Source organism: Ignavibacteriales bacterium (genome assembly GCA_016709155.1).
Taxonomy (GTDB): Bacteria; Bacteroidota; Ignavibacteria; order Ignavibacteriales; family Ignavibacteriaceae; genus JADJEI01.
Map to the genome: position 1 here is coordinate 990,012 of JADJEI010000013.1, position 14,078 is coordinate 1,004,089.

The window sequence follows — 14,078 nt, forward strand, 5'->3', positions numbered from 1 at the left end:
TATGACTTTACACGACCTTTTCCATTTAATGCTGGTTAATCGGGTTAAGCTTCTAACCGGCACAGCAATTTCTGCGGTAATAATTTTTTTATTTTTATTTTTGATTTCACCTGTTACATTTAATGCACCGGTAAGTATACTTCCTCCGCAAAACACTTCATCAATGAGTGGATTGGGTGGTCTATTATCCGGGGGTGATTTCACATCATTATTGACGGGAGATATGAGCTCTGCCAATTCTGAAATTTATATCCAGATATTAAAAAGCAGGACTGCCGGTGAATATGTTGTAAATAAATTTAAACTTAAAAATTATTATGATGTCGAAAGCACACAAAAAGCAGTTGAAAACTTACAGCAAAATCTAAACATCGACCTAAGCAAGGAGGGGATAATTACAGTAAGTGTAGATTTAAAATCGAAGTATCTACCAATGTTTACCGATGATCAGGATACATTGAAAAAATTTTCAGCTAAGATTTCAAATTCTTTTGTTGCGGCTCTTGATTCTATCAACAAAGAAAAATTAAGCTCTAAAGCTAAGAGTGCCCGCGAATATATCGAGATGCAAATTCAACTAACAAAAATTGATATGGATTCTGCAGAAAAAAAATTAGTTGAATTTCAAAAAAAGAATAAAGCAATTTCACTGCCAGAACAGGTCGAAGCAGTTATAAATGCTGCCGCTCAAATTAAAACGCAAATGATACAGACCGAAGTTGAAATTGGTTATCTTCAAAATAATTTAAAGAGCGACAATAAAACCCTTTTAGCTTTGAATCAAAAATTAAATGAGTTAACAAATCAATACAACAAAATGGAAATGGGAAATCAAGACTATCTGCTTGCCTTTTCTCAACTTCCTGAACTTGGCAAAGAGCTTGCCGATTTAATGCGCGAAGTCAAAATTCAGAATGAAGTTTATTTATTATTGCAGCAACAATATTATAAAGAAAAAATTCAGGAGAACAAAGATATTCCTACCATCGAAGTGCTTGACAAAGCTATCCCTCCCCTTAAAGCTGTTGCACCGCGTACCATTTTTTCAACTGCTGTTGGGGCAATATTTGTATTTCTCTTCTTGACATTGATTCTTATCTTAAAAGAAAAAAGAATTTTTAATTACACCACAAATAACCGGAATTAAATTTGGAAAAACAGACTGCATTAGTAACTGGTGGAGCAGGGTTTCTTGGCTCCCACCTTTGCGATAAATTATTAGGTGAAGGATTTAAAGTTATCTGCATGGATAACCTGATAACAGGGAGTACAAAAAATATTTCCCATCTCGCAGGGAATGACGATTTTATTTTTGTCAAACAAGACGTGACTAACTATATTTTCCTTCCGGGAAAGATTGATTATGTCTTTCACTTTGCTTCCCCGGCAAGTCCAATTGATTATCTGAAATTGCCAATTCAAACATTAAAAGTCGGTTCACTTGGCACTCACAAAGTGCTCGGGCTAACTTTGGAAAAGAAAGCAAGATTTTTATTAGCCTCTACCTCTGAAGTTTACGGCGATCCTGCAATTCATCCGCAAAGCGAGGACTACTGGGGAAACGTAAATCCAATTGGACCAAGGGGGGTTTATGACGAGGCGAAACGTTTCGCCGAAGCGATCACCATGGCTTATCATCGCTATCACGGCGTTGATACAAGGATCATAAGAATATTTAACACATACGGACCACGTATGAGATTGGATGACGGTCGAGCTTTACCGGCATTTATTGGGCAGGCTTTTCGTAATGAAGATATCACAGTATTTGGAGATGGTTCGCAAACAAGAAGTTTCTGTTATGTATCCGATTTGATTGACGGAATTTTCAAACTGATGATGTCAAGTGAAATTTATCCTGTTAACATTGGTAACACTGATGAAATCACAATCGAGGAATTTGCAGAGGAAGTTATAAAGCTTACAGGAACAAAAAGCAAAATTGTTTACAAGGAATTACCGGTTGATGACCCCAAAGTGCGTCAGCCGAATATAGAAAGAGCAAAAAAAATTCTTGGCTGGGAGCCAAAGATTAGCAGAACAGAAGGGTTGAAAATTACGATAGAGTATTTTTCAAAGAATTTTTCCTGACGTTATTTGGTGATGAAAAAGCAATTTTCTTCATTAGTTGTAGCGGCAGAATTCAGCGAGCGTCATTATTGTCTTATAAAGGTTCATTCAAAATTTTTCCCCGTTTTAAATGTTTAGCATTAGATGTATCAATAAATAGACTGGAATTTGTGAGTAAAAAATTAACTTCGACAATCGCCGGCGCATTTATATTTATTACTCTCCTTAATGTATTAGGTCGGGGACTGGGTTTTTCAGAGAAATGTTATTTGCAAAATACTTCGGAATGGGACACAATTTTGACATTTATTTAGTTGGGGCAGTTTTGCCGATGACTATTAACACGAGTATGTTGTATTTTGCACAAAACTATTTTATCCCCTACTACACTTCCTTAAAAGTCTCAAAATACCATTCACTTGCCGAGTTTATTTATCATACATTTTATTTATTTACAATAGGTTCATTTTCAATATCAATAGTGCTATTTCTCTTCTCTAAATCTATCATTAGTTATTTTATCAACCCTATCGATACTTTTGCATACGAAAGTGCATTAAATATTTTTCAGATATTTCTTATAACAATTCCTCTAAATGCAATTATTTCGGTTTTAATCTCATATCAGCAGGCTGAGTTTAAATTCAAATATCCAGCTATATCTAGACTAATCTTAAATTTAGTCTTGATTCCTATGCTTTATTTTTTTAATGAAGCTTTAGGTATTTATATAATTCCGTTAGCTTTTGTTATAGGGACAGTATTACAGTTTGTCTATCTAATAATTAAGGTCAAGTTAAATTTAAAACCATACATGTTCTTTGTTATCTCGAAAAGGAGTAATCCTGGTCTCGGCTATACGATTATTTATATTCTTTTAATTGAATCAATCAGTCAATTATATTTGCTTGCGGACAGATACTTTTTTGACTTTGTAGGTGAGGGTGGTTTGTCTGCATTAAACTATGCCGGAATATTGTATTTGCTACCAATCTCTATTATTTCTATCGCTTTGACAACTGTGATCTTCCCAAAACTTACAACCAATATTCAGAGAAAAGAATTTGAAGCGTTGAATAAAAATGTGAGCGATGCAATAAGTGCTAACCTTTTTATTTTTGTGCCTATTAGTTTCTTCTTCTTTTTTTATGGCAATGATCTAATTAAAATATTGTTTGAGCGAGGAAAATTTAGCGCAGAAAACTCAATGATAACTTTTGGTGTATTAAAATATTATACAATTAGCTTAGTTTTCAATGCCGCCTATTCTGTCTATAATAAATTGCTCTACGGAGCGCACTTGATGAATGGATTAGTCATTATTACAATAAGTGGGGTCATACTAAAGATTATTATGAATTTCACATTTGTTGGCAGATATCAACAGAATGGGCTAGCGCTTTCTACTTCTATTAGCTACATTTATTTTTTTCTATCAAGCATTATTCTTATTAAATACAGAATACCGGAAATAAAGCATTTATTGTTCTTTAAAAATTTATTTTTCTATTTAATAACCGGGCTCATATGTTATTCCATAGTTGAGATATTATTTGATAGTTTTTATACTCTTAGTTATTACAAAGATATTTTTAAAATCATTTTATTTTATACATTATTTTTATTTAGTCTTACATTATCTGATCATTATTCGGTCAAGCTTATATCGAGCTTAATCAGAACGATAAAAACTGCAAAAACAATTTAATTAAAGAATTTAATGATTGAAAAATTTAAAAACTTAATTCTTGCTTCACATTTCAATTCTTTGAATCAAGAATTTAGTATTTTAATTCCCACAATCTTCATGACGCTCATTATGGGCGATTTCTCTATTTATGTCTCAATTGTTATAATTTGTCTCTTTCCGGTTTTTGTTTTCGGTGAGAAGTACATCATCTTCTGTATCATTGTAACTTTATTTACATTAGTCGGCGATTTAGGCGAATCGTTAAGATCCGCTGTACAATTTATAAATTTCACATTACTTTTTATTTTATTCTTGAAACACTATGGATTAAATTTTAGTCAGTACCCTAAACTTCCTAAATCATTAAATGCCTTCATAATGCTCTACTACTTCTCTATGTTTCTTTCGGTAATATTATCTCCACATTTCCAAGCTGGGATACAAAAAATTGTTAGACAAACAGAGTTCTTCATCGTGGCATATTTTTTATTTTCTCTAATCAGAAGTGAAGATTTATTAAGAACTATATTAAAAGCTTTTATTACCGCAAGCATAATAATTGTTTTTTCCAGTTTCGTAAATTTTTACTCTGAAGGATTTGCTCTTTCAGATTATGGCATGGGCAAAGAAATTAGAGTAACTGGACTAATGAGCAATATACTTGCAACAAGCACATTCTACGTCATCGCCGCTCCTTTAGTAATAGTATTTTTAATCCAAACTCAAAACAAAAGGATAAAAATAATATTATGGTCATGTATAGTATTATTAATTTTGGGAATACTTTTAACCGCATCGCGCTCAGCGGTATTTTCGGTAATTCTTAGTACGTCATTTATCTTTTACTATTATCATAGGAAATTAATTATAAGTTTTTTTTCCATTCTTACTTTTATTAGTTTAATAATTTTCTTCACCCCGTCTTTAAACCACATAAGTTCCATCGTTTTAAGAACCGAAGCCGGATTAAGTCAAAGGCAGCATTATTGGACTATGGCTTACAACATGATCGAAGATAATTTATTATTTGGAATAGGTCCGGGATCGTATGGTTATGAAATGTATAATTACTTCCCAGTCATCGTGATAGCTGGATTGGAAAAGTAATCATTAACGTAAATGAAATTACTGAGGGAAGTAATAATTCGCATAATTATTTCTTAGTATTCATCTCAGATTTGGGTGTCCTGGGATTTATTTTATCATTAATGTTGCCGATTGTCTTTTTCAGTGTAACAATTAGGACTTTAAAAATGTATGAAAAAGTTGAAAGAAAAACATTTTATTGTTTGGTTGGTGTTTCTGCAGCAGGCTCAAGTATGTTCGTCAAGGCGATGATAGATGGATTGGGCATTTTATCCTACGGGTTTATTAGTGCAGATATGCCTTTTTGGTTAATGTTTATGGGAATTATATTTTTTTACTTAAAAAAGAAAAATGAAAATCACTCTATGGTAATCCAAACTGTACTTTAGAATAATCATTCTTAAATAACTAATGAATAATTTTGTGTTAAATAAAATAAACTGATTAGTATGCTTTTTAATTAACGTTTCTTGTTAATATGAATCTTCAAAAGTACAAAGACTATTTTAATAAAATATCTATTTTCTTTTCTTTAAATTCTGCCAACTATTGGAATACTATAACCCCATGCAGTATCAAGGAAAAGCCAGTTGTAGTAGGTAAGTACTATCTAAATTTTATCACTAAGAGTAATTATATCGGACAAATGAGTGAAGAGGGTATTCCTCTTTATAAATTAGGAGGCTCAGAACCTTTTTATCATCCTATTGTCATTTGTCAGTACGCGTTAGGTCTTTTTGAAAAATCGATTTTATGTAACCACTTAGATGTATCCTTGAAGAATAATTTTTTAAATCAAGCTGATTGGCTGGTGAAATATTTTCAGGAAAAGAAAGGCGTGTCCGGTTGGCATTTGAATTTCGATATAAAAAAGTATGGGATTAAAAAACCATGGATCTCTGCGATGGCACAGGGTGAAGCAATATCAGTACTTGTAAGAGCAAACCTCCTCACTAATGAGCGATTATATCTCGAAATCGCTGAAAAGGCACTCATACCATTCAATCTAGATGTTCAGGATGGGGGATTTGTAAATAGGTTCGAAGGATTTCCGATTTATGAGGAATATCCTTCACTGTATAAGACGGTTGGAGTTTTAAATGGTTTCATATTTTCGCTTTTTGGATTGTATGATCTATTGATTCATACTAAGAGTGAAAAAGCCAAATTCTTTTTTGCTCAGGGTGTTGAGTCATTGAAAAATATCTTAAAATTTTATGATCTTAAATACTGGTCTCAGTACTATTTATTTGACTACCCTAACAAATACCCTGCTTCATTCACTTATCACATTTTAGCAACTGAGCAGTTAATTGCTCTATATTTCTTAACTGGTGAAAATATTTTTCTAATTTATTCTGAGAAATGGAAAAAGCAGGGAAAGAGTGTTATTAACAGACTACGTATATTAATTTTTAAAATAATTTATGCCCATACTTTAAGTTGATCAGATTCATCAAAATAAAATTATAAATGCCAGGAATAAGTTTAATATATAATCTAAAACAATCAATAGAAGAATTGTTTCCTAATATTAATTTAGCGATTAGACAATCAATTCATAACAATGATTTTAAAATCATTGATTTATTGAAAACGAAAAACCTGTTTATCGCTGGTACAAAATATGAAAATTACCCTCTTGATTTTCTTCGCAATGATGAATTCAAAGTTATTTTGGAAGGTAAAATCTATAACAAATCAGTCGGTCAGATTAATAAAGAGATAAATTCTATAATTCGGAAAATTGGCGATAAAGTAGCTCTTAAAATGTCAGTATTAAAATTTATTTCTGAAACAGATGGTGATTATTTGTTCTTGATTTATGATTCAAAGAAAGAGATGCTGTTCCTTTTTAACGATTTGCTTGGTCGACTTCCTTTTTATTTTACTTTATGGAAAAGTAATATTATCATTTCACGTGAGATTAGATTTCTTTCAAACATTTTGGAGAATAGGGATTACGATAAAATAGGAATCGCACAGAGCCTTTTGTTTGGTTACCCGCTCGGAGAACGAACTTTTATTGAAAACTTTAATAGGGTGCCACCTGCTTCACTAATTTTTATAAGTTTGAAATCAGGAGAATGGGAAAATTCTCGGTTGTATAATTTCAATTTTGAAATTAAAGAACATTCCAACCTGAGTATGCAAAAATGCACAGATGAATTAATCGATCTTTTGACAGAATCTTGTAAAGCACGCTTGTCCCCAAACGCTAAAAATGTTTTATCTTTAAGCGGAGGACTTGATTCAAGAGCATTAGCAATTATATTAAAGAGTACAATGCTCGATTTTTCCACTGCAACCTATTTGGGTTACAAAGAGTTCGCAGACAAAGATGCTGTTGGGGCAGAAGAAATTGCCCGGAGGCTTAATTTAAAATGGGAATTAATAAAAGTGGGAACACCGAAGGGCATTGATGTTAATAAATTAATAAAATATAAAAATGGACTGAATACATTATCCTCAGTCTTTCTATTAACTTTTTATGAACAGTTAGTTCATAAATTTGGAAAAAATATGGTATACATCACCGGCGATGGAGGGGATAAAATATTCCCAGATCATCGCCCAGCGCAAAAAATTAGAAGTTTAAAGGAGTTAGCAGAATATCTCATTTCAAATAAATATTTCTTTACTCCAGCTAAAATCGAGAGACTTTTAGGAATTAAAGAGGCAGATCTAATTGAGGGGATAACCACTCTTTTATATAGTTATCCCGAACAAGGATTAGAGTTTAAATTTGAGAGATTCACTATCGTGGAAAGAGGAATTAAATGGTTGTTTGAAGGAGAAGACAGAAATAGATTTTTTTTCTGGAGCGTAGCGCCTTACTATGGTCAGTTTGTTTTCAACTATGCAATGAATGTCCCCGATAATTTGAAATCTGGGCATAAATTATATAATAATTTTTTAGCAAGACTCTCACCTGAATTACTAAAAGTTAAAAATGCATTATGGAATGTACCCGCTGACTCTTCTGATATACGCTTCCGTACTTTTAATTTTATGAAGGATACCGTTTACCCAAAGCTTCCAGGTGCGGTTAAAAGAAGACTAAGAATGATGATAACGAAAACTGCGAAGATCGATCTGACAAACCACAAGCAAATGAATGAACTAGTTGAAAAACTTTCCAATAATAAAATTATTTCAAACTATTTTTCTGTCAACGAATTGAAAAAAACAAAAGTAATGAACAAGACGGAATTTTATCTCTTATTAACAATACTTTTGGCGATTGACGATATTGAACCCTCTGAGAGTATTCTAGATAGTTATTATGAACAAGAATTTATTTAGATAATTCAATTCGTAATCATTCCAAGATTAATTATCCAATGCAAGCAAAGCACGAAAGAGAGTTTTTCCTTAAATTTGATAAGAGTTTTAATACCTCAACTTTTTTAAAGAGACATAAGTTTATAAACAGTTTTTTAATATTAACATTCGATATCGTCTGCATAATTTCACGTAAAATTTTTGCCTCAAAAACTAATTCAAAAAAGGTAATTGGTATTTTATCTTTTCATCGGTTAGGGGATACTGTATTTACAATTCCTGCAGTGAGGGAAATCTTCAATCATTATAAAGATCATAAGGTTATTATTTTTTCCTATCCAGAGACGAAATCTATTTATGAACTCGAATTTCCAGAAGAGAATATTGTTGCACTCGATAAAAATGGATTCAGGTATGGAAGAAGAATTGCTTCAAAAAAAATAAAGAACTTTATTAAAAAACATTCCCCTGATCAAATATTTGATATTACTGGAACACCAGCATCTGCTTCTATTATTTATAATAGTCGAGCCAATGTTGTAGTTGGAATGAATATCCGATTCTTTAAAAATCTCTACACAAAATTTGTCCCGATTAGGACAAAACCTCATTTAATGGATAGATATATGGATATCGTAACTCAAGTTATAAGTGTTGACCATATATTAAATAAGTATGAATTTGGTATTCAGATTATTCAACCATGTAAAATAATGATTCATCCATTCGCGATTAGAAAGGCTAAGGAATGGAATCTGAATAAATTCCTTAATCTTGCGTCCGAGTTAATAAAAGAATATGATTTAGAGATGATTTCGCCTGATGGATTTTTAAGTAAAGATGAAATGAATGAAATTAATCAATTAAATATCCCGTTGACGATTACAGCGGATATTAGCAGCCTCATTCAAAAAATTCGTGAGGCCTCAGTTTTTATTTCGAACGACTCTGGACCAACATATATTGCAAGTTTATTGCATAAGCCAACTTTTACAATTTACGGACCGACAAATCCAACTTACTCTTTGCCTCATGGAAATGGGCATAGATTTGTTCGATATCAGATACAATGCAGCCCTATTGTCGAGCAATATTGCTATACTCACGCTGGAATTAATTGCCTGTCTTACGAATGTATGAATCAACTTTCAGTCGAAAAGGTTCTTATAGAGGTTCGGTCGTTTCTTGATGAATTAGGGCTACAAAAAACAAAACATCATATTTTATAAATTTATTACACTTAACAACTATTTTGGTCTTTGTATGAAAGTGTTACTTTTAGCTGATCCTTCATCATCGCATACAATTAAATGGGCGAACACCTTAAACGCAAGCGGAATAGAAATTTTCTTATTGGGACTAAAGAAATTTGATAGAACTCAGTTTGCAGATGGGGTACAAATATTTTCGCTCAATACGCCAGAATTTATTGGTTCAAAATTAAATGGAAGTTTTTTAAAAATTTATTATATCAAAGCACTGCCAAAATTATTCGATATCTTAAACCGAATAAAACCTGATATTTTACATTCGCATTATGTTGCAAGTTATGGATTGATCGGAGCATTATCTCATTTTCATCCCATGATTACTTCGGTTTGGGGGATCGATATTCTAAAGTTTCCTAATTATTCATTCCTACATAAAAATTTAGTTAAATTTGCTCTAAACAAATCTGACTATATATTTGCAACAAGTGAATATCTAAAAGCACACGCTCAAAAATATAGTAATAAAGCTATCAGTCTTACTCCATTCGGCGTCAATACAAATATATTTAAACCAGATTTTACATACCAAGATGACGATGAAATAGTAATTGGAACAATAAAAAATCTTGAGAGTAAATATGGGATTGATTTTTTGATCAAGGTTTTTGCGGAATTAAAATATAGAATGCCTACCCATAAGTTAAAATTATTAATTGTTGGAGGGGGATCATTACGATACGAATTAGAGAAACTCGCTGAGGAATTAAGTATTCGAAATTATGTAGAGTTTACAGGTCATATACCGCATAATCAGATATCAGAATATCATAATAAAATAGATATAGCTTGTTATTTCTCAAATGTCGAAAGTTTTGGCGTATCCGTGCTCGAAAGCTCTGCGTGTGAAAAACCTGTTGTCGTTTCAGATGTTGGAGGCCTACCTGAAGTTGTTCAGCATAATCGAACCGGTTTCGTTGTGAAAAGTAATGACATTAAAATGTCCGTCGAGTCTATCGAAAAATTAATTCTTGATAAACAACTGAGAAGTAGTTTTGGGAAGGAAGGTAGGAAGATGGTTAAAAGATTATTTGAAGAAAAAGATTGCGTCAATCGTATGATCAACCTTTATAAAGGAATTTTAAGCGATAATAAAAATGTTGATTAAGAAAATTCAAAATATTGACCTAGACCGTATTGCATTGATCCACAAATCATCTTTTGATGATTCTCATTTTTCCAATGCCTTCAGCAACTCAATGATGATTCAATATTTAAAATTATTGATTGAATTAAATCCATATTCGTACGCTATATATTCAGAGGATCAGTCAGAAGTGATAGGGTTCATCATTGCTGGAGAGAATACTCAAAAGGCGGTGAATATCTTTATCAAGCATCATTTTATGGAACTTATGAGGGTTCTGATTCTAAACCCGAGATTTATTGTGGCTAAATTTTATGAAACATTTTTTAAAGTGACCAAGCATATACAAAAGGAAACTCGTGTTAGAGTGTACAAAATATCGATAGCAACTGAATATAAAGGAAAAGGCTTGGGAGGGAAACTGCTAGATTTTTTAGAGACTAATCTAATCAATGATGAGATATTCGAATTCGGGCTTTCAGTGCATAAGGAGAACAAGTCTGCAGTTAACTTTTATTTGCAAAAAAAATTCACTTTATCTCATGAAGATAGAAAATCACTATTCTTCGTTAAATCAATAAAAAAATAAAAAAACATTTGAATGTTTTGATCTCAGCTATTTGTCCGACATATAACGAAAAGCTTTGCATCGAAATAATTATAAACTTCTTCCTCAAAGCTAAACCTCTTGATAAAGAATTATTAATTATTGATGGCGGCTCAACTGATGGTACGGAATCAATAGTGGAAAAGTATGCCTCCACTTACCCTCAAATCAAACTCTTACACAACCCAAATAAGTATGTACCGTTTGCATTGAATATTGGAATTAAAAACTGCAGCGGTGATCCTATTATTAGATTAGATGCACACACAACTTATGCCGAGAATTATTTCGAAAAAATAATTGAGACATTCCAACAAACTGATGCGGACATTGTAGGTGGTCCTATGAGAGCCGTTGGTAAATCAAGTTTTCAAAGCGCTGTTGCATTTGTTACTTCAACCAGTTTTGGAATTGGGGATAGTAAAATTCATAACCCGGATTACACCGGTGAATCTGATCATGTCTATCTTGGTGCATGGAAGCGAAGTTTATTTGATGAAATAGGTTTTTTCGACGAAAAGTTATTCCGAAATCAGGATGATGAATTTCATTATAGAGCGAAAAGCTTCGGTAAAAAAGTTTACCTCAATTCTGAAATCATTTCTTACTATTCGCCGAGAAGCGAATGGAGTAAATTATTTTCTCAGTATTTTCAGTATGGTCTTTTTAAACCTTTGGTGCTCAGAAAAATTAAATCTGAAATAAAACTTCGTCATTTAATTCCGTCGTCATTCTTTCTCTATTTAGTGATTATTTTCATTTCGTCAAATTCATTTTATGAGAATATCCCATTATTTATTTATTTACTTTTAAACTTTTATTTTTCGTTCCGAAATAATTTGTCACTTTTAGAAAAATTTAAATGTCTCATTGTTTACCCTACAATACACTTATCTTATGGAATAGGTTTCATTATAGGACTTTTTAAAAGATAGTGTTTAAATAATAAAATCTTTAATTAATCACTTTGTTACAATTAATTAGAGTAGTATTTTCTCAAGCCATTTATTGATTTACTAATTACTGAATTGATCAAAACTTATTTATAACTGAGAAATTAAAAATCTTTTATTTCTTCAAAATATTATCTTAAATTTGTATTACCTTTTTGAATAATGATTTTATGAACAAAGATTACCTGCTTTTTCACAGACCATTTATTTCTGATGAAGAAATAAATGAAATGGTTGATACTTTGCGCTCTGGCTGGCTTAGTATGGGACCAAAGACTCTAAAGTTCGAGCAAGAATTTAATAACTACATCGGTGCACGAAAATCCATTGCTGTAAATTCATGGACTGCAGCCGGTCACCTGACGTTAGAAGCTTTTGGAGTAAAACAGGGCGATGAAGTTATTGTGCCGACAATGACCTTTCCTGCTACCGCTGAAATTGTTTGTTACTTTGGAGCAAAACCGGTAATTGTTGATGTTGATCAAGATACCCTTAACATTTCGCTTGAAGCGATTGAGAAAGCCATTACACCTAAAACCAAAGCTATAATTCCTGTTCATTATGGCGGTCAGCCATGTGATATGGATGAAATACTTGAACTAGCTAAAAGATATAATTTACGTGTAATGGAGGATGCTGCTCATTCTCTACCTGCCACTTATAAAGGTAGGAAGATTGGAACAATTTCAGAAGTTACTTGCTTTAGTTTCTATGCAACTAAAACACTCTCAACTGGTGAAGGGGGAATGATCTGCTCTAACAATGAAGAACTTTCTGAACGTTGCGCTATTATGCGTTTACACGGAATCAACCGTGATGCTTGGAAAAGATATACTGAATCCGGTTCATGGTATTATGAGGTAGTTGCACCCGGGTATAAATATAATTTTACTGATCTTCAAGCCTCGCTTGGATTACCGCAGCTTAAAAAAGTTGATGCAATGTGGGAATGGCGTAAAAGTATAGCAAAAAAAATATACCGAGGTTTTAAAAGACAATGATATGTTGACTTTGCATACAATCAAACCGGATCGCGAATCTTCCTGGCACCTTTATCCGGTAAGACTTAATTTGGAAATGCTGTCTATTACACGTTCGGAATTTATAGAAGAAATGAAAAAAAGAAATGTTGGAGTCGGGGTTCATTTTATGCCGGTTCATCAACATCTTTTTTATAATAAAACTTTTAATCTTGATGATAAGGATTACCCGGTCGCTTCCGCAGCTTTTCCGCGGTTAATGTCATTACCAATCTACCCTGGAATGACTGATGAGCAGGTTCACAAAGTTATAGATGTACTTCTTGATTTATTGAAAAAGTTTAGAAGATAATTTTACCAACTATGGGCAAACAGGGAAGCTTTCTCAAACGAGCTACCGATATTATTTTAAGTTTGATTCTTTTGATTATTTCCTCACCCCTCCTTCTATTATTCAGTATCCTAATAAAATTTGAATCACGTGGTCCGGTTTTCTTTATTCACGAGCGAACTGGATATTTGGGTAAACCTTTTCGCATGATAAAATTTCGGGGTATGATAGATAATGCTCTCGAATTTGGACCTGTTCTTACTCAGGAAAACGATCCCAGAATTACAAAAGTTGGAAAGATCATGAGAAGGACTAGTATTGATGAGATACCTCAAGTGTTTAACATACTTAAGGGTGAAATGAGTATTGTCGGACCCCGACCTGAGATGGTGGCAATCACAGAGAATTATAATGAGAAGCAGCGTGAAATTTTCAAAATAAAACCAGGGCTGACAGGCATCTCACAAGTTAGCGGTAGACAGAAACTAACACCAGAACAGCGGGTTCAAATGGAAATGGAATACTACAGACAAGAAACTTTTTTGAAAGATTTAAAAATATTTTTTAAGACATTTGCTGTCATAGTTTCAAACGAGGGTAACATCTGAATTTTGCTTTCGTAATCCAAGATTACATTAATACGATTTTAATCGATAAAAAAAGTGCTTTAATTTTTACACTTGCTTACGTGCAACTAAAAAATTAAGTTTTGAAAAAAAAA

12 protein-coding genes and 1 pseudogene are annotated in these 14,078 nt (G+C 32.5%); all 13 read left to right on the forward strand.

Annotated features, from left to right (window positions below):
* Position 1 precedes the first annotated feature (1 nt).
* The 13 genes and pseudogenes from IPH11_18015 to IPH11_18075 all read left to right on the forward strand — a co-directional run bounded on the left by IPH11_18015 (position 2) and on the right by IPH11_18075 (position 13,965).
* Positions 2–1,147 (forward strand): hypothetical protein, encoded by a 1,146-nt coding sequence (locus IPH11_18015; GenBank protein MBK6915465.1) that lies wholly within the window; start codon positions 2–4, stop codon positions 1,145–1,147.
* A gap of 2 nt (positions 1,148–1,149) precedes the next feature.
* Positions 1,150–2,091 carry an SDR family oxidoreductase gene (locus tag IPH11_18020; GenBank protein MBK6915466.1) on the forward strand — a complete coding sequence of 314 codons (942 nt, stop codon included), beginning with the start codon at positions 1,150–1,152 and terminating at the stop codon, positions 2,089–2,091.
* A 241-nt stretch (positions 2,092–2,332) separates the two neighbouring features.
* On the forward strand, positions 2,333–3,778 hold the full coding sequence (locus IPH11_18025; GenBank protein ID MBK6915467.1) for a polysaccharide biosynthesis C-terminal domain-containing protein: 1,446 nt from the start codon (positions 2,333–2,335) through the stop codon (positions 3,776–3,778).
* Positions 3,779–3,790: 12 nt separating this feature from the next.
* Positions 3,791–4,867, forward strand: a complete 1,077-nt coding sequence (locus IPH11_18030; GenBank protein MBK6915468.1) for an O-antigen ligase family protein — start codon at positions 3,791–3,793, stop codon at positions 4,865–4,867.
* Between the two features lie 146 nt (positions 4,868–5,013).
* A complete protein-coding gene (locus IPH11_18035; protein MBK6915469.1) occupies positions 5,014–5,235 on the forward strand; it encodes a hypothetical protein in 222 nt (73 codons plus the stop codon).
* Between the two features lie 89 nt (positions 5,236–5,324).
* Complete coding sequence (locus tag IPH11_18040; GenBank protein MBK6915470.1) at positions 5,325–6,293, forward strand: hypothetical protein; 969 nt, start codon at positions 5,325–5,327, stop codon at positions 6,291–6,293.
* Between the two features lie 143 nt (positions 6,294–6,436).
* Complete coding sequence (locus IPH11_18045; protein ID MBK6915471.1) at positions 6,437–8,152, forward strand: hypothetical protein; 1,716 nt, start codon at positions 6,437–6,439, stop codon at positions 8,150–8,152.
* Between the two features lie 263 nt (positions 8,153–8,415).
* Complete coding sequence (locus tag IPH11_18050) at positions 8,416–9,360, forward strand: glycosyltransferase family 9 protein (protein MBK6915472.1); 945 nt, start codon at positions 8,416–8,418, stop codon at positions 9,358–9,360.
* A gap of 34 nt (positions 9,361–9,394) precedes the next feature.
* Positions 9,395–10,507 (forward strand): glycosyltransferase, encoded by a 1,113-nt coding sequence (locus tag IPH11_18055; GenBank protein MBK6915473.1) that lies wholly within the window; start codon positions 9,395–9,397, stop codon positions 10,505–10,507.
* A complete protein-coding gene (locus IPH11_18060) occupies positions 10,500–11,075 on the forward strand; it encodes a GNAT family N-acetyltransferase (GenBank protein MBK6915474.1) in 576 nt (191 codons plus the stop codon). The genes IPH11_18055 and IPH11_18060 overlap by 8 nt, the downstream gene beginning before the upstream one ends.
* A 17-nt stretch (positions 11,076–11,092) precedes the next feature.
* Positions 11,093–12,028 carry a glycosyltransferase family 2 protein gene (locus IPH11_18065; GenBank protein MBK6915475.1) on the forward strand — a complete coding sequence of 312 codons (936 nt, stop codon included), beginning with the start codon at positions 11,093–11,095 and terminating at the stop codon, positions 12,026–12,028.
* A gap of 188 nt (positions 12,029–12,216) precedes the next feature.
* A pseudogene (locus tag IPH11_18070) lies at positions 12,217–13,378 on the forward strand (DegT/DnrJ/EryC1/StrS family aminotransferase).
* Positions 13,379–13,389: 11 nt separating this feature from the next.
* Positions 13,390–13,965 carry a sugar transferase gene (locus IPH11_18075; GenBank protein ID MBK6915476.1) on the forward strand — a complete coding sequence of 192 codons (576 nt, stop codon included), beginning with the start codon at positions 13,390–13,392 and terminating at the stop codon, positions 13,963–13,965.
* Positions 13,966–14,078: the final 113 nt, after the last annotated feature.